The organism is Buttiauxella gaviniae ATCC 51604, assembly GCF_001654835.1.
GTDB lineage: Bacteria > Pseudomonadota > Gammaproteobacteria > Enterobacterales > Enterobacteriaceae > Buttiauxella > Buttiauxella gaviniae.
Window position 1 is genome coordinate 102603 of sequence record NZ_LXEP01000020.1, and the last position, 17561, is coordinate 120163.

Annotated in this window: 17 protein-coding genes; 6 read left to right on the forward strand and 11 right to left on the reverse strand. The window is 49.9% G+C overall.

Annotated features, from left to right (window positions below):
* The first annotated feature begins 151 nt into the window (after window positions 1-151).
* Together M977_RS24375 and M977_RS10530 are read left to right on the forward strand one after the other, a co-directional pair.
* Entirely contained in the window at window positions 152-325 is a 174-nt protein-coding gene (locus M977_RS24375; protein WP_074392015.1) for a DUF1127 domain-containing protein, read from the forward strand.
* Window positions 326-407: 82 nt separating this feature from the next.
* Window positions 408-935, forward strand: coding sequence for a GNAT family N-acetyltransferase (locus tag M977_RS10530; RefSeq protein WP_064514719.1), 528 nt, complete (start codon window positions 408-410; stop codon window positions 933-935).
* Window positions 936-975: 40 nt separating this feature from the next.
* Here the strand turns inward: M977_RS10530 and M977_RS10535 are convergent, their stop codons facing one another.
* Both M977_RS10535 and M977_RS10540 read right to left on the reverse strand, forming a co-directional pair.
* Window positions 976-1221 (reverse strand): YdgH/BhsA/McbA family protein, encoded by a 246-nt coding sequence (locus M977_RS10535; RefSeq protein WP_064514721.1) that lies wholly within the window; start codon window positions 1219-1221, stop codon window positions 976-978.
* Window positions 1222-1396: 175 nt separating this feature from the next.
* Window positions 1397-2155 (reverse strand): SDR family NAD(P)-dependent oxidoreductase, encoded by a 759-nt coding sequence (locus M977_RS10540; RefSeq protein ID WP_064514722.1) that lies wholly within the window; start codon window positions 2153-2155, stop codon window positions 1397-1399.
* A gap of 119 nt (window positions 2156-2274) precedes the next feature.
* On the opposite strand from M977_RS10540, the gene M977_RS10545 reads away from it, so the two are divergent.
* The 3 genes from M977_RS10545 (at window position 2275) to M977_RS10555 (ending at window position 5872) form a co-directional block, all read left to right on the forward strand.
* On the forward strand, window positions 2275-3174 hold the full coding sequence (locus M977_RS10545; RefSeq protein WP_064514724.1) for a LysR family transcriptional regulator: 900 nt from the start codon (window positions 2275-2277) through the stop codon (window positions 3172-3174).
* 55 nt (window positions 3175-3229) lie between these two features.
* The gene (yhjD, locus tag M977_RS10550) at window positions 3230-4297 is read left to right on the forward strand and encodes an inner membrane protein YhjD (RefSeq protein WP_064514727.1); all 1068 of its coding nucleotides are present in this window, start codon (window positions 3230-3232) and stop codon (window positions 4295-4297) included.
* A gap of 249 nt (window positions 4298-4546) precedes the next feature.
* Window positions 4547-5872: an MFS transporter gene (locus tag M977_RS10555; RefSeq protein WP_064514729.1), complete on the forward strand. Its 1326-nt coding sequence runs from the start codon at window positions 4547-4549 to the stop codon at window positions 5870-5872.
* Window positions 5873-5911: 39 nt separating this feature from the next.
* Here the strand turns inward: M977_RS10555 and M977_RS10560 are convergent, their stop codons facing one another.
* The 4 genes from M977_RS10560 to pdeH all read right to left on the reverse strand — a co-directional run bounded on the left by M977_RS10560 (window position 5912) and on the right by pdeH (window position 9446).
* Window positions 5912-6220, reverse strand: coding sequence for a CcdB family protein (locus M977_RS10560; protein ID WP_064514731.1), 309 nt, complete (start codon window positions 6218-6220; stop codon window positions 5912-5914).
* 2 nt (window positions 6221-6222) lie between these two features.
* Entirely contained in the window at window positions 6223-6462 is a 240-nt protein-coding gene (locus M977_RS10565; protein WP_064514733.1) for a type II toxin-antitoxin system CcdA family antitoxin, read from the reverse strand.
* A gap of 78 nt (window positions 6463-6540) precedes the next feature.
* Complete coding sequence (locus M977_RS10570; protein WP_064514736.1) at window positions 6541-8607, reverse strand: AsmA family protein; 2067 nt, start codon at window positions 8605-8607, stop codon at window positions 6541-6543.
* Between the two features lie 65 nt (window positions 8608-8672).
* Window positions 8673-9446, reverse strand: coding sequence for a cyclic-guanylate-specific phosphodiesterase (pdeH, locus tag M977_RS10575; protein WP_064514738.1), 774 nt, complete (start codon window positions 9444-9446; stop codon window positions 8673-8675).
* Between the two features lie 232 nt (window positions 9447-9678).
* On the opposite strand from pdeH, the gene kdgK reads away from it, so the two are divergent.
* Entirely contained in the window at window positions 9679-10611 is a 933-nt protein-coding gene (kdgK, locus tag M977_RS10580; protein WP_064514740.1) for a 2-dehydro-3-deoxygluconokinase, read from the forward strand.
* A gap of 161 nt (window positions 10612-10772) precedes the next feature.
* Here kdgK and M977_RS10585 read toward each other — a convergent pair whose 3' ends face one another.
* The 5 genes from M977_RS10585 to bcsD all read right to left on the reverse strand — a co-directional run bounded on the left by M977_RS10585 (window position 10773) and on the right by bcsD (window position 17560).
* Complete coding sequence (locus M977_RS10585) at window positions 10773-12257, reverse strand: M16 family metallopeptidase (RefSeq protein WP_064514743.1); 1485 nt, start codon at window positions 12255-12257, stop codon at window positions 10773-10775.
* 215 nt (window positions 12258-12472) lie between these two features.
* A complete protein-coding gene (locus M977_RS10590) occupies window positions 12473-13759 on the reverse strand; it encodes a dicarboxylate/amino acid:cation symporter (protein ID WP_064514745.1) in 1287 nt (428 codons plus the stop codon).
* Window positions 13760-13926: 167 nt separating this feature from the next.
* Window positions 13927-15918, reverse strand: coding sequence for a biofilm formation regulator HmsP (gene hmsP / locus M977_RS10595; RefSeq protein WP_064514746.1), 1992 nt, complete (start codon window positions 15916-15918; stop codon window positions 13927-13929).
* Window positions 15919-16087: 169 nt separating this feature from the next.
* Window positions 16088-17083: a family 8 glycosyl hydrolase gene (locus M977_RS10600; protein ID WP_064514748.1), complete on the reverse strand. Its 996-nt coding sequence runs from the start codon at window positions 17081-17083 to the stop codon at window positions 16088-16090.
* Between the two features lie 9 nt (window positions 17084-17092).
* Window positions 17093-17560, reverse strand: a complete 468-nt coding sequence (gene bcsD, locus M977_RS10605; RefSeq protein ID WP_064514750.1) for a cellulose biosynthesis protein BcsD — start codon at window positions 17558-17560, stop codon at window positions 17093-17095.
* Window position 17561: the final 1 nt, after the last annotated feature.

Below are 17561 nucleotides of genomic sequence, written 5' to 3' on the forward strand. Positions count from 1 at the left end.
GACAGAAAAAGCAGTACAGAGTTATGGAAAAACCACCATTCAGATCTTGTTTTAGCGTGTCTGTATGTTAAATAAAAGTTATATTTGCGTCTGCCAGCAATCTGTATGGCGGCGCATGATTGTTCCCATCAACACGATGAGGAGCAACACTATGGGCTTTGAAGAGAACCGTCCGCACAAACCGTTTTATGGCTTTGTGATGATTTACCGTTATTTGCGCCAGAGATGGTTAAACCGCCAGACAGCACGTACGTTGCAAAGATTGAACAAGGAACAATTACGAGATATTGGGCTGACATGTGATGATTTATCCCGCTGGAAGTAACCCTTAATAACGGCGCATAACTATGGCGCCGTTATTTTTGATATGTAATGTTTATGTGTACCCACACATAAGAGCGATCAATATGCTTTCACTCTCCACGCCACGACTAAATTTAACCCAAATTACCGAGCAAGAATGGCCGTTCTTTTTGCGCTTACAGCAAGATCCAGACGTGATGCGCTATGTTTCCGATGAACGACGAGAAGCTGAGGTTCGCCAGATTTTTAATTCACGCCTTGTTCGCTGGGAAACGCATAGTCGACACTGGCTTTGCCTGTTCATGCGCGACAGACATAACGGCACACCTATTGGCTTTACTGGGTTTGTGCGTGGTGATGAGGACATGGCAGAAGTGGGCTTTATTCTCGATCCGGAGTTTCATGCGCAAGGTTACGGTTATGAATCGCTTCATGCCGTGTGCAAATTTGCCTTTGAGAAATGTGCGATCCGAAAACTAACAGCAACAGTAACGGTCGGGAATATCGGTTCGAAAAAGGTTCTGGAGAAAGCCGGTTTTCAGTCCGAAGGGGTACTGCGAGAAAACTATTTTCTTTCTGGAACCTGGCAGGATGACTGGATATTTGGTTTGTTACGCAGCGAGTTCAGATAAAACACGGGCCGCACAACGGCGGCCCATACAGCGTGAATTCTTAGTTATACATCTCGGCAACACCAAACACTTTGTTATCGCCACCAGCAGAAATGATGCGGATTGATTTCGCGCCAGCCTGCTCAGCTTTTGCTTGCAGTTGTGCCTGTAGGCTATCGATATTCGCAGCACCGCTCACCGAAACTGTACCGATTTTCTGGCTTTCAACAGATTGAGTGGTTGCAGCAAAACTTGAGAATGAAGCAGCCAGAGTCATAACTACGGCAAAATATTTGATGCTTTTCATGATGTATATCCTTGAGCTTGTTTAAGTTAGAAAGCTTGTTCGCTTTCGATGTGATAAGAATAATGCCGTATCACAAATGGTGATAGTGGAATGATTCGCTCATATCATTCAGTATTTTTGACCAATATTTAACAGGCGAGAGTGAGATGAACTTCACCCTCGCAAATGCCCTTTCTTATAAGAACATCCCACCAGAAACTTCAATGCGCTGCGCATTCATCCAGCGGCTTTCATCACTGAGCAGCACAGCAATTGCATCACCAATATCATCCGGCTGCCCGACACGCCCTAATGCGGTTTGTGCAGCAATAGCATTCGCTACCTGTTCGTTGTCACGCACTACGCCACCACCGAAATCAGTCGCAATTGCACCCGGCGCGATAATGTTCACCGAGATCCCACGCGCACCCAACTCTTTGGCCTGGTACTTCGTCAGCACTTCCATCGCCCCTTTCATTGCGGCATAAGCAGCTTTCCCTGGCAGCGCAAAACGCGTCAGGCCAGTCGAGACATTCAGGATACGGCCACCGTTTTTAATCAACGGCAGCAAGTGCTGAGTCAGGAAGAATGGTCCTTTCAGATGGATGTTCATTAAATCATCAAACTGCTCTTCTGTTGTTTTTTCGAACAGGGCATCAAGACCTGTTCCAGCGTTGTTCAGTAAATAATCAAATGAATCGCGCTGCCATACATCATGTAGCTGCTGTTTCACTTCTTTCGCAAAGGCCGAGAACCCTGCACTTTCGGCGACATTCAATTGAATTGCCACGGCTTTAACGCCAATTAACTCAATTTCGCGAACAACATTTAGCGCCTCTTGCTGCTTGCTGTTGTAGGTCAGAATAATATTCACGCCACGCGCTGCCAGTTTCAATGCTGCGTTTTTACCTAATCCACGGCTGCCGCCGGTCACTAATGCGATTGTTTGACTCATGATTTGCCTCGTTGATGACTGTTGGATGATTGAGATAGAGCTTATTAGGTGCTACAAAATCAATAAAGATTGCAAATTGAGCATCACTGTTTCAGCCACAACAACAATAAGGAAAAATAGTGGATAAAATACAAGCAATGCAGTTATTCATTAGAGTGGCTGAACTGGAGAGTTTTACTCGTGCAGCCGATTCTCTGGGCCTACCTAAAGGTAGCGTATCGCGTCAGATTCAGGCGCTAGAAGGGGTGCTAGGAACAAGGCTATTACATCGAACCACGCGTCGGGTACAACTCACCCAGGATGGAATGGTCTATTACGAACGCTGCCGCGATTTACTCGCTAACCTGGACGAATTAGATGGGCTTTTTTTACACGATCCCAAAAGTGTCAGCGGGCGTTTGCGCGTGGATATGCCGGTCGGCGTGGCTAGAAATTTAGTTATCCCCAAACTGCCCGCTTTCTTGCAGCAATATCCGGGTATTGAGCTGGAATTAAGTAGCAGCGATCGCATGGTCGATGTGGTGCGCGAAGGGTTCGATTGCGTTATTCGTGTTGGGCAGCTTAAAGATTCAGGCCTGGTGGCACGCCCGCTAGGGAAACTGACTTTAATTAACTGTGCCAGCCCCGATTATCTGGCACGCTTCGGTTATCCAGAGAATCTTGACGATCTCGCCTCTCACGCTGTGGTGCATTACGCACTCAATCTCGGCAACCGACCGCAAGGATTTGAATTCCTGGAAGATAAAAACACGCGCTGGGTAAAAACGGGTGGCGTGATAACGGTGAATAGCACCGAAACGTATCAGGCGGCATGCCTTGCCGGGCTTGGTATCATCCAGGTGCCTCGTATCGGCGTAAAAGAGTTGCTGAAGAGTAAAAAACTGGTAGAGATCCTGCCGCAATATCGCGCCGAACCGATGCCGGTTTCCTTGCTGTATCCACATCGTCGCAACCTTTCACGCCGCGTTCATTTGTTTATGGAGTGGCTGACGGGGCTGGTTAAAGGGTATGTGGACTAGCACCAGGCTATAATTTCGTGAAGAGCTTGTTTTATGTAAAGGAAAAAATAACCTGATGACTACATCGGATAACAGCGAGAAACGCCCAACTGAATCGCTCGATTATGAGCCTGTCGCCAAATTTCAGACGCACCCCAAACCCGAACCTGCTGCTCCCGAGAAGCTCGATGAATCGGAGCAGTTGGTCAATATCAAGACAAAAAATGAGACGGTTAATCATACGATTGCCAGTGTCAATAAAGCCGCGAAACGCCCGATGGTCGCGCATCTGTTACGTGCCACCGAACGGTTTAATGACCGCATGGGCAATCAGTTTGGCGCAGCTATCACCTATTTTTCGTTCCTGTCTCTGATCCCGATTTTGATGGTGGCGTTCGCCGCTGCCGGTTATATCCTCGCCTCGCACCCTACACTGCTCGAAGAAATTTTCGAAAAAATCCTCACCAACGTTAGCGAGCCAACACTTGCCGCCACGCTGAAAAGCACCATCAATACTGCGGTGCAACAGCGTACAACCGTTGGCCTGGTCGGCCTGCTGATTGCGCTCTATTCAGGTATCAACTGGATGGGGAATTTGCGTGAAGCGGTGCGTGCTCAGTCGCGGGATAAGTGGGAAAGGAATCCACAAGATCAGGAGAAGTTCTGGATAAAGTATCTGCGTGATTTAGTGTCGCTAATTGGTTTGTTGGTGGCGTTGATTGTGACGCTTTCTATCACGTCGGTTGCCGGTTCAGCCCAGGCATTCCTGATAACTCTTTTGCATCTCGACGGTATCGAATGGTTAAAACCGGTTTGGCATTTAGTCGGGTTAGCGATCTCTATTTTTGCTAACTACCTGCTGTTCTTCTGGATTTTCTGGCGTCTTCCACGCCACCGTCCACGCAAGAAAGCACTGATTCGTGGCACATTGATTGCGGCAATTGGTTTTGAGGTTATCAAAATCATCATGACCTACAGCTTGCCAGCGCTGATAAAATCACCCTCCGGCGCAGCATTTGGCTCTGTTTTAGGTCTGATGGCCTTCTTCTATTTCTTCGCCCGTCTGACGCTGTTTTGTGCCGCGTGGATTGCCACCGCACAATACAAGGATGACCCGAGAATGCCGGGTAAAACTCAAAGTTGATTGATAACAGGCTGGTACGAGATACCGTTTCAGCACATAAATCCAGCCTGTAACTTTTATTTAACCTAAAAGCAGTTTTATCCGCTAATTTTTTAAATATGAGAAGCACGACGTGGATATTTATTTTCTGGTCTAAAAATTATCCTCTTATTGCGCGTTAATCGCACAGCGAGGGAGGCAACCGCGCGTTGAAATACGCCTTTTGCTATGCGTAATATGGCTTTCGTTCGCTATAAATAAGAAAAATCTATGCAAGCCACCATCGCTGATTCAATCAATACCGAAACTGATGCCACACCCGTCAACTCACGTGGAAAAGTTGTCGTTGCCTCACTTGTCGGCACCGCCATCGAATTCTTTGATTTCTATATTTACGCTACTGCAGCGGTTATTGTTTTCCCGCATATCTTCTTCCCGCAAGGTGACCCAACCGCTGCAACGCTACAGTCTCTGGCAACGTTCGCCATTGCCTTTGTCGCCCGTCCAATTGGTTCTGCTCTATTTGGCCACTTTGGCGACCGCGTAGGCCGCAAAGTGACACTGGTGGCATCACTTCTGACAATGGGTGTTTCAACCGTTCTGATTGGCCTGTTACCAAGCTATGAAACCATCGGAGTATTGGCGCCGGTGCTGTTAGCACTGGCACGCTTCGGTCAGGGTCTGGGCCTGGGTGGCGAATGGGGCGGTGCGGCATTGCTGGCGACTGAGAACGCGCCACCACGCAAACGTGCGCTGTACGGCTCTTTCCCACAATTAGGTGCACCAATTGGCTTCTTCTTTGCCAACGGCACCTTCCTGCTGCTCTCATGGCTCTTAACCGATGAGCAGTTCATGTCATGGGGTTGGCGCGTGCCGTTTATTCTTTCTGCGGTGCTGGTGATAATCGGCCTGTATGTGCGTGTTTCACTGCACGAAACACCGGTATTCGCCAAAATTGCCAAAGCGGGCAAACAGGTAAAAATACCGCTCGGCACACTGCTGACAAAGCACTTGAAGGCGACCGTTATCGGCACCTTTATTATGCTGGCGACTTACACGCTGTTTTACATCATGACGGTCTATTCAATGACCTTCAGTACTGCGGCAGTGCCTGTTGGTCTTGGCTTCTCACGCAACGATGTGTTGTGGATGCTGATGATGGCGGTGATTGGTTTTGGTGTGATGGTGCCGATTGCGGGCTATCTGGCTGATAAATTCGGCCGCCGTAAGTGCATGATTGTGATCACCAGCCTGATGATTATCTTTGCATTAGCCGTGTTCCAGCCGCTGTTAGGTTCCGGTAACCCAACGCTTGTCATGGCATTCTTGCTGATTGGCCTGAGCCTGATGGGTTTAACCTTTGGCCCAATGGGTGCACTGCTGCCAGAGTTGTTCCCGACCGAAGTGCGTTATACCGGTGCGTCGTTCTCGTATAACGTGGCATCAATTCTGGGTGCGTCTGTAGCGCCGTATATCGCCACCTGGTTGCAGGCGAATTACGGACTGTTCTACGTCGGCTTGTATCTGGCGGCGATGTCAGCGATTACGCTGGTTGCTCTGTTGGTGTCGAAAGAGACACGCCATTTGTCGCTTTAGAAAAGTGAATAGCAGCGCGGGTAACACCGCGCTATTTGCTCAAAAACCATCAAAAAGAAAATCTATCGCGCCTTTAATCTCTGCTCGCCATGGAAGGGCACTCCCGACTTCTTCGCGCAAAATCGCAGCATCAACACTTGCCATTTCATGGGTCATTAAGATGAAGCTTTCTCCTTCAATCTCAATGATTGGACAAATCCTTTCGGCTAGTTTTGCCTGAACATAAGAAGCGTGTACCAATGGGATAACGACTCGCGTTGTTAATAAATCAACAAGATTGCTTTGCACATCAACTAGATAGGGATAATTTTTGTTTTTGCTACCGTTACGGTAGATATGAAATTGCATGATTAGAACTTCCGATGTTCATCCGCAAAGTTTCCGCACTGCTCCGTGATGCGATTGAGTTCCAGAAGTCCTTCACGGTTACGCTGCTTCCACTGCTCACGTTCGATTTCTTCAAGATCCTGAGCAATAACAACACTCAGGCGCTGTGACAAATTAAGACCATTAGCACGAGCACGAAGATAAAGTTCATCGTCGATCGTTACGCTCACGGTTCTTTTGCGATTTTTCATTGCGACACTCATGGTGTTTCCTCGTGCATTTAACACGTGTAAAGAGCACGTGCTAAATGCACTATAAAATATGACTATTATTTAATCAAATCACTTTTTCATTTGCCCCAAAATACGGCTGCACTGGTTATCACCGCCCTCGGATGGCGAGATCAACGCCAATAGCGCAGCGGCTGGTGTCACCAACGTCGCCAGGGCTGCTGCTACCGCGCCACGTGCAATTAGCGGCCCGGCTTTCACGCCTGCATCCGGGTTCTTAAAGGTGCCGCGCACATACAGCGGCGAACGCAGCGTGATGATACGAATCCCTTTGCTTTCAGGATCGATGGTTAAATCGAGTCGTTCGCTGGCAAAGTTGGTAGTCCCTGTAACGTTAATCAGCGCGTTTTCCGTATCAAAGGCGAATATTCGCGGCGTCGCGACCCCACCACGTAAATCAAGGTTTGCCGCCGCACAGTTAATCCGCACTTCGTCATCACCAAAAATCTGCCCGACGATATAATTCCCGACATTGAGACCGACGATTTCCATCAGGTTGCGGCTGATAAGCCCATCGTTCATCAGCAGTTTCAGATTGCCGTCGCTACTGCCCAGTAACTCAGCAATAGAGTTGCCACGGCCCCGTAATTCCGCATCGCCGTTTAGCTCACCGAGCGTTTTCTGCATCGACTCCACCTTTGGCATCAACTGCTTGAGCTGCAAACGCCGCGCCTGGATATCCGCCGTGCCGCGCATCGGCTTTTTATCGCCTTCAAGATGAATGTTGGCGCTGATAGTGCCGTTCGCCATGCCAAATTTCAGCGGCGCAAGGCGCAGGTCAGCGTTCTTCAAAATCACGTGCGTGGATAAGTTACTCAGTGGCAGCGTGCCGCTGTGTTCGATACGGCCGCCTTTAAAGCGCACATCGGCATCCATCACATCCCACTTGTCGGTTTCAAAACGGTCATACGGCAAAACTTTGTCGCTCGGCTGGACGGTTTTCTCGCCCTTAGCCTGCTCAGACTGTTTGCTTTGCTGCGCTCCTTTACCAGAGTCCACGCCAATCAGCGGGCCTAAGTCGGCCAGACGGAGCTGTTTAGACTCGAGGTCACCTTCCAGTTTCGGGCGTGGCTTGCCTTGCGAGTAGGTAAGCGAGCCGTGAATGTCGCTGTCGCCAATCCGCCCGTTAAAGTTCTGGTAGCGGAATACCGAACCTTTTTCAGTGTCGATTTTTGCCAGCAGGTGCCCATCCGTTTCAAACGGTGGCGTATCTGGCAGCAACACGCCGGTCAGATCGTAGAGATTACCCAACGAATCACCGGAGAATTTAAGCTGCAAATCGACGCCGCCCATTTTCATCGGGTCGTTAATGGTGCCGATGAATGCCACACGGGAATTACCGGAATGTACATCTGCCTGCACCGGGAAAGCGGTTTCGCCTTCGCTACGCAGCGCTAACATGCCGCCGATTTTGCCGTTGCCTTCGAGCGGCGCACCGTTATAACGGCCTTTCACTTTCAGGCCAAAGACATAATCTCCGGCTTTTGCGGCATCTTTGCCCGTGGGTTTCTTCCCTTCTACTTCACTAAACGGCAATGGCTTGCCGAGAGGGTCGACGAGGATTTCTATCTCGGCTTTGGTGAGTTTGTCGTTAATGGCGATGCGGCCCTTATCAAAAAGAATATTGTCCATTCTGAATGACCAGGCAGAAGGCGGCTGATTGGGATCTTTTGTCCCATCGCTGGCAAGTTTAAACGTCCAGTTGTTGTTTTTTTCTGACAGGCGAATCAGCCGCGCATCAGGTTGCCCCAGCTTAATCCATGGGATATAGACCGTTTTCGTCAGCAGCGCGAGCGGCGCCAGGGTGGCGTCAACACGCGGTAGATGTACCATCGTTATTTCAGGAATGTCAGGTGGGTTACCAAGAATAATATCTTCGGCATGAACATGCGGCCAGGGCACCCAACTGCGCCAGCCCGTCTCTTCTTTGTTGCGCTCCCAAACCACACCTAAATCGCCACGAATCGCGAATGGCCGGTTCAGTTCTGTCGAGACTTTTTGGTTGATGGTCGGTTTGAGCCGATTCCAGTCAAACGTCGCAATCACAATGATTGCCACCACAACCAACAACAATAAAACCCCGACGACTCCACTTACGACTTTTCCAGTTTTTGTCATGCCTTTCACCCTTTCCTGATGTGGCTCACTTTCACTAAAGATAGTTTAGTGGGGCCAAAACGGCATCAGGAGAGGCGAATCAGCACATTCTCCAACTGTTCAAAAGGAATGGGCCGTGAGAGAAAATAACCTTGCGCGGCATAGGCGGGAGAGCTTTGGACATCACGCCATTCATCTTCTGTTTCAACACCTTCAACGATGACACCCTTGCAGTAGCGGTTCATCAATTGCAGCAGCATGGTGAATAAATTGCGGCCTTCATCGGTGGTGCGCAGCATGATAAACAAGTCACGTGCGACTTTGATGTAGTCATAGTGCATCTCACTTAATGCGGAGAAGTTCGCAACACCTGTGCCGAAATCATCAAGCCACAACGGGCCAAATTCCTGCATCCCAGCAAGCGTCACAGCCTGTGGTTGAGTGATGTGCTCAACCAGCTCAAAACGCACCCACGGCATTTTGTTGATAAGTGCAAGAATCGGCTGGTGCTGTTTCATCGCCATCAATGTCGGGCCATCGACATTGACCGAGGCTAAAATTTTATAGCCGAGGAAGACGGATTCCCATTCAGCCAAAAGGCTAAGTTGCTCTTCGATAACCATCAGCCGCGTACGGTAAGAGACAGATGTGAAGTACCGATCCGGTGGAATACGAATTTCCGGTTCATCCGGATGTGTCACCACCGTGAGCAACTCTATTGCCATTAAGTTGCCGTCGATTTTATAAATCGGCTGAAAGGTGTACTGCCGCTGGCACTGCAACCAGAACCGCCGCTCCTGCAAACTTTCGACACTCGCTTCAAGCGTATTAAGCCGGTGAGTGATCTGCTTAAACTTCATCATGTACGTCCTGTTTACCTTGATAACTCAGATGGCTCATCGAGAAGTTATCGGCGTGGCGCATGAGAACTTTATGTTCGCTTTCAGTACAACCTCAATCAATGCGAGTTATCTAACATCGGCAATAAACTGCCTTAGCTCAAAGTTTTCCGAAACATCGTTTTAAATTGTTTGACTCGTTTTTAGCCGACCAGCAAACTAGTGGCAATTTCATTAATTCAGGTTTACTGCTATGCCAACGCGCAAAATCGCCGTTATCGGTGAATGTATGATTGAACTGTCGCAAAAAGGTGCGGAAGTTAGCCGCGGCTTTGGTGGCGATACCCTAAACACTTCCGTTTATATCGCACGTCAGGTTGACGCAGCCGATCTTGAAGTCCACTACGTTACCGCTCTGGGTGAAGATAACTTCAGCCAACAGATGCTGGACGCATGGCAGCAAGAAAACGTTCACACCGAGCTAACTCAGCGCCTGGAGCACCGTCTGCCGGGCCTGTATTACATCGAGACTGACTCTACCGGTGAGCGCACGTTCTATTACTGGCGCAACGAAGCCGCAGCCCGTTTCTGGCTGGAGAGCGATCAAGCTCAGGCTATTTGCGCAGAACTGGCACAGTTCGACTATCTGTATCTGAGCGGTATCAGTCTGGCTATCCTCAACGCGGCTAGCCGTGAAAAACTGATGGCGCTGCTGACTCAGTGCCGTGCGAACGGTTGCAAGGTTATCTTCGATAACAACTACCGTCCGCGCCTGTGGGCAAGCCGTGAAGAGACGCAACAGGTCTATCAGCAAATGCTGACCTGCACCGACATCGCGTTCCTGACGCTGGATGACGAAGATTTGTTGTGGGGCGAGAAGCCAGTTGAAGAAGTGATTCACCGTACCCAGGCAGCTGGTGTGCGTGAAGTGGTAATCAAGCGTGGCGCTGATTCTTGCCTGGTAGCGATTCAGGGTGAGTCAACATTAGAAGTGCCAGCGGTGAAATTACCGAAAGAAAAAGTTATCGATACTACGGCGGCGGGTGACTCTTTCAGCGCGGGCTATCTGGCGGTGCGTTTGACTGGTGGCAGTGCAGAAGAAGCGGCAAAACGCGGGCATTTGACCGCGAGCACCGTGATTCAGTATCGCGGCGCGATCATTCCTAAAGAAGCGATGCCAGCTTAAAACAACCTTCACCCTGAGGAGCTGTCTCTTACTCACATCTCTGTGAGTCGTGAGACAGTTCCGTTCGCCAGGCGATAGTGTGTTTCATATAGCCGCTGTACAGGTGAACGTCTTAGGGTGACCACCGTCGTCACCCTAAGAACCCGGACTCCCGGCAAATGTTATTGCGCTGGCGGAATATCCGACACATCCAGCTTAGGTTCATCCGCTATCGGAGGCGCCTTCGAAGGAACCATCACTTTATCCCACGTCGCTTGCAAATCCTTCATATTGAACTCAGGTTCACCTTTCGGTTGCAGCAGCACTAAGGCCATCTCTTGCGACAACTGCTGGCGCAAATCCTGGTTCAGCATGTTCAGCGTCAGACTGTTCAGGAAATCCTGACGCAGCTTCTGATACTGTTCCGGTGCGATATCAACCACCTGGTTTTGTAGTGAACGCATGCGCTGGCTAATCAACACGTCGGTGTCAGTTCGCGCATAAGTGGCAAACAATTTGGCAAGCTCCGCTTTTTTCTGTGCAATTAACGCATCAAACTCTTCCTGCGAAAGCCCTTTATCACGCACCTTAAGCAACTCTTTGCCCACGGTCGCCAAATTAGCATTCAGTTTATCGTTAGGTGAATCAAGGTTGATGCCACATTGCGCACGCTGGTACAGCACACGGCAATCAAAGCTCAGGTTGAGGTCTGTCTGGTTCTGCTTGCTGAGGTTTTGCTGCACATGCCAGAACAAGGCCTCGCGAGCCAGATCAGCACGCCAGTAACGCAACAGCATGGAAGATTCACGGATCGGCTGCCAGGCGTTGTCCCACATCAGTGAGAGCCTGTCCTGACGCACGCTATCGGTCATCAGACTTACTGGAGTGCCTTTAAGCGGAGAAAGGGTAGCAACCGGTGCTGGCGTTTCGCGCTTGCCGGTCAGGGTGCCAAAGGTTTTGTTGATTTGATCGGCAACGCTGCGGCTATCGACATTACCCACCACAATCAGCGTCATCGCATCCGGGGTATACCATTTCTGGTAGAACGCCTTCAGCTGTTCGTTATCCACCGGCTGCTTGAGATCTTCTGCCGGGTCATGGCCCAACAGTGAGGAACCTTGCATGCGATAGCGCCACCAGTTGTCTTTGGTGTTTATCGGCCAGGTAGCAACCATATCTTGAGTTTGCAGCGCGACATTCACCGTTTCAGGGGTAATTGCCATTTTGCCACTGCTGTCTGAAAGATAGGTTAGGGCTTCTTTGAGTAAATCATTGCGGTTATTTGGCAGGCTGAGATTAAACAGCGTGAAGTCATAAGAGACGATAACCGGGGGCAGCGGACGCGTTGGGTCCATACTTTGCTGCCATAGAGAACGAGCCTGTAACGGCTGCAAGCTGCCGCTTTGTGTCAGCGCCAGACGAGGTAAAAAGTGGCTATAGCCGCTCTGTTGGGTGGTTTCAGTCAATGAACCAGTATTAACCAACAGACGAATTTCAATACGATCGCTAGGACGCTGAGGTGTGGCCAGGACTTGCCATTGAAAACCGTTGGCAAGCGTCCCTTGCTGCCAGGCTGGGTCGGGCTGTAGTGCTTCTGCCTGCACATTACTGCCGGCGGCGACCAACAGCAATCCGCCAGCTAAGAGTCGAATTTTGGTGCCCTGCATGTGAACCCCTGAAAACAATCCTGATTAAAAAGTGTAATGGCGACATAGCATTACGCAATAAAGCCACCATAAGTGGCATTTCATCACTCCGTTTGACCGCATCTTCACGGAAACGTCACTTTAAAATTGAAAAAAACGCCAAAGAAAATGGCTCAGGGGTCAATTATGCGCAGCAGCCCACAGCGAGGGCAAGTCGCTGCGGGCAATTGAGGGGGTTAAGACGAGACTTCGCTCACTTTTTTTGCAGATTGTGGATTATCAAGAGTTTCTTTCAACTGTTTCTCATCCAGTTGCTTCACCCACTTCGCCACTACGACCGTCGCAACACCGTTACCGACTAGGTTTGTTAGCGCACGGGCTTCCGACATAAAGCGGTCAATACCCAGAATCAGCGCTAGTCCTGCTACCGGCAGATGCCCGACAGCGGAGATGGTCGCAGCCAACACAATGAAGCCGCTTCCGGTCACACCCGCCGCTCCTTTGGAGGAGAGCAGCAACACCACCAGCAGCGTGATTTGATGGAAGATATCCATATGGCTGTTGGTTGCCTGCGCGATAAACACCGCCGCCATCGTCAGATAAATGGAGGTACCATCTAGGTTAAACGAGTAACCGGTTGGAATCACAAGCCCCACAACCGATTTGCGGCAGCCGAGTTTTTCCATTTTATCGAGCATTCTTGGCAGCGCAGATTCAGACGAAGATGTACCCAGCACAATCAGCAGCTCTTCTTTGATGTAACGGATAAATTTGAAGATGCTGAAACCGGTCACTTTGGCGATAGAACCTAACACCAACACCACGAATAAAATACAGGTGATGTAGAAGCAGATAATCAGCTGGCCGAGCTGCACCAACGAGCCCACACCATATTTACCGATGGTAAACGCCATGGCACCGAAAGCACCGATTGGCGCAAGGCGCATGATCATATTGATGATGCCGAAAATGACCTGCGAGAAACTTTCAATCACGTTGAAAATCAATTGCCCTTTGTGGCCCAGGCGATGCAGTGCAAAACCAAACAACACTGCAAACAGCAACACTTGCAAGATATTGCCACTGGCAAACGCACCAATCACGCTGCCCGGAATCACATCCAATAAGAACGCGGTCACGCCCTGTTGCTGCGCCTGCTCGGCATAAATCGCCACGGCTTTCGCATCAAGCGTTGCCGGGTCAACGTTCATACCTGCCCCTGGCTGCAGGACGTTGACGACAATCAGGCCGATGATCAGCGCAATAGTGCTGACTACTTCGAAATAGAGTAGTGCCACAGCACCCGTGCGGCCCACAGCTTTCATGCTTTCCATGCCAGCGATGCCGGTCACAACCGTACAGAAGATAACCGGGGCGATAATCATTTTAATCAATTTAACAAACGCATCGCCGAGCGGTTTCATCTGTGCGCCTATTTCCGGGTAGAAATGTCCCAGCAAGATGCCGACGGCTATCGCCGTAAGAACCTGGAAGTAGAGGCTTTTGAAGAGAGAGAGTTTCATAGGGTGTCCTTGAGAGGTAGAGATTCCACAAAACCTTTCGGTTTGCGGCACCAAAAATAACACCCTCAAAAACACCCAGAAGTGATATAGCGCTAATTTGTAAACATAATTGTTAAATAATTGAACTGACTCGCGCCAGCCAAGTAACATTCACAACAAATAATTTACTATTGAGCGGTAGATAGATACTGCGCATCAAACTCTTTAAGTGTCATGGCTCTGGAGAACAGGTACCCCTGTGCAAGAGTCACGCCTTCGTTTAATAGCCAGTCACACTGAGCCTGGTTCTCAATCCCTTCAGCAACCAGTTTCAGCCCCAGGGTTTTCGCCATACCGATAATCACGCCAGCCATCGCACTGTCTTCCGGCAAGCCATCGATAAAGCTCTTGTCGAGTTTCAGGGTATCTACCGGCAGCGCTTTCAAATGGTGCAAATGGCGCAGGCTGGCATAGCCCATCCCAAAGTCATCCAGTGCGATGCGCACTCCGGCTTTACGCAGAGGCCGCAAAATGCCGATCGCTTTTTTGGGATCGTCGATATGATGACTTTCCGTCACTTCCAGAGTCAACATGCCCGGCTGAATACGGTAACGCGTCAACAACTCTAACAGTGAAGAGCCCATTTCTTCGTGCAGCAACTGGTGTGCAGAGACATTCACACATAACGACATCGTGATGCCCTGGCTCTGCCAACCCGCCAGGACGCGGCACGCTTCTTCAAGTACCCAGTTGCCGATGGTGAACATCAGACCACAATCTTCAATACGCTCAATCAAATCGTCAGGTAACGCCCAGCTGCCATCAGGCTGTTGCATACGCAGCAAAACCTCTGCGCTCACAACTTCGCGGGTACGCATGTTGACCTGTGGTTGCAGCCATATCGCGAACTGCTGGTTCTCTAAAGCGTTCACTAAATCGTGTTCCTGAGTCAGATGGCGTTGAGCCAGTTCCATCTGTTCAGGGTCAAAGAATTGAATCTGATTTTTGCCATGGCGGCGGGCGGAAAATGCCGCCGATACTGCACGACGATACAATTGTTCTGCTGCCAAACCGCCGTGATACATCGCAATACCGATGCTGGCCGTAGGTTTAAGGGAGATCGATTGAATCGGTAATTTTTCGTTGAGCACCGTGAGTATTTGCTTTGCCAGTGCCATCGCCTGCCAGGCGTCCTGAACACCATGCGCAATAATGCCGAAGTCGTTGCCACTAAGCTGTGCCAGAACCATATTCGGCGAGAGAACACTTTTAATTTTTTCGACCAGCGTCAGCAACAGCATTTCGCGCTGCTCTTCATTTAACACGCCCGCTGCATCCTGCAAGGTTTCGCTGGCAATCACGATCAGTGTGCTGTTCTTCCCACTCGCCGTGAGTTGTTCAAGCAACGCCAGGAACAGGGCTTTATTTGGCAGTTCTGTGAGCGTGTTCCGGGTGCTCACAGCGCTCATTTCTTCATGCAAGCGCAGCGACATTTGTTGATTGCGGTTATAGCTGCGCACCAGCATCCCAATCTCATCGTCATGATGAAGATGCGGCAGTTTGAGCTGATGACTCGCCGCATCTTGCGGACTCAAGCTGTCAAGCTCACGAGCGATTTTGCGGATCGGGTGCACAATTAAACGGTTAATCGACCAGCTGATGGCAACCGAGAGAATCAGCGCCAGTAGCAAATATGTGGTCAGCAACGTGGAAATCGTACTGATGATGAATTTGTACATCCGCCAGGAATCCGCCTGCAGCACCAGATAGGCCAACGGCTGCGGGTTTGCCGGGCGCTCAAGTGAATACAGCGGTAACGAAATTTGCACCGGGAGCTCAAACAGGCGAGCAATCCACATTGGAATCGGGCGTTCCGGTGCAAAGCTCTGGCGTAACGCCTGGAACTGATTAGGTAAAACAACATCTGCCCGGCTGATAATCCCGGAGGGTTGTATTTGATTAAGAATGAATTCAGCCTGAGGAATATCTGCTTTAAGGATTGCTGCAGACAGAGGAATACGCACCGAATGGGCGATTTTCTCCATCTGGCTTGCAGTGTCGTAGCGGCTTTGCTGCACAAAGTGGAAAAGCTGTACCACGATAAAAATGAAAATAAACAATATGGAAACGGCTGACACCATTGCCATTTGTTTAATCGTTAATGAACGACTGACTCGCAAACTTACTCTCCGCAATTACCGTGCCGTATAGGGCATATTCTTAAGCAGGCTGAGTATACTGCATTGTAGCGATGTTTAGGTGTTGAGGCTGGCTTATCAGGGAAATCTTCAGGATGTTCCCTCTCCTGATGGAGAGGGTTAGGGTGAGGGGGCTGCGCACTATCAAAAATCACCTCACCGACAAAGCCACCAGCATCTTCAAACTCGCAGAATAATAATCGTCCTGAGCCATAATTTGCGGCTGCTCAACACTTGCCGACTGGAGCACTAAATCGCGTACCGCCAACAATCCACCGTTCATCATATATGGCGCGGGATCGCCGGTTGTCACATTCACCCAGGCAGGAGTTTTGTCGCGTGCAAAGCGTCCCCACCAGTTTTTGTAAACCTGAAGCTCCGGGCTGCTATGGTTAAACCATGATACGTACAGCGGAACGCGGATCGCATCGTAACTAAAACGGGCAGGCCACTCTTTTGCCGGAACAGTACGGCCATCGGAATAGAGTGAAACCCAGTCCGAAGGGAGTTGTGGATCACCAAAGTGCATTTTCCCCAACAACTTCTGCCCGTCGCTAATCAAATCCTTCCACACCATTAAATGGCTGCGGTTAGCAAAATCCTGCCAGGCCGGAAGAATAAAATAGGAAGGGTTAAGGTTCACATAACTATTGAGATTAAAGCCTTTGGCTCCGGGCAGCATCACCTGGTAACCCGCAAAACGGACCACGTTATGTGCAACCAGTGCCTTGGTAATCGCATCTGATTCGTTGAGATAACCCTGGTTTTGCCACTTTGTTCCCGCCTTAAGCAACGCCCATGCGATAAAAGTATCGCCATCGGTGGCGTTATTTTTATCGGTGATCGGCTGTGCCTCGATCGGGTTGTATCTCCAGTAAAACAGACCGTTTTCGGGATTTTTCAGGGTTTTTCGCGTCCAGTCCCACATTTTATCGAAACTGGCTTGATCATCGTTGACCACCGCCATCATCATGGCAAAGCCCTGACCTTCGGTGTGGCTAACGTTTTTATTGCCGGTGTCGACGATGCGACCATCAGGCATTAAAAACCGTGATTTATAGCTATCCCATGCATTATCAGCCAGCGCTTGCTGACTAAAAATCAAGGCAAACACTGCCACTATCAGCGTCTTGCATCGCTGCCACATCGAAGCACCTCATCGACTGTTTTGATATCGAAAGTGTACCACTGTTGCAGACGGTGAAGATTCACGCCACAGCGACACATGCGGTTTTCCGCCCTGATCGCGTAACCAGCGGGCGTATACTCCTTCCAGAACCGCGCTAAACGCGCTATTCCAGGAAGCCTGTTGCGCTTCATCCGCAGGAACAGGTAAAGCCATGTGGCGGATCAACATCGCCGTTTCGCTGGCTTCGATATCAATATAGCCCCAGTTGAAACGTGCGAGCTGAACATTTATCTGCGTTTCGAGCTCACCCACAGTTCGCGCTAATGCTAACGGGTGACGCCCGGCCAACGTATCACCCATTTGTATCAGAAACTGGCGGCTTTCCGCTTCGCCTGCATTCGCCACCATGCTGTCTATCATGATGTGGAGCAGAGAAAACCAACCCGGTTGCGTCTGCTGATTTTGAAAATACTGCAAAAGCTGCGCGTCATTCATG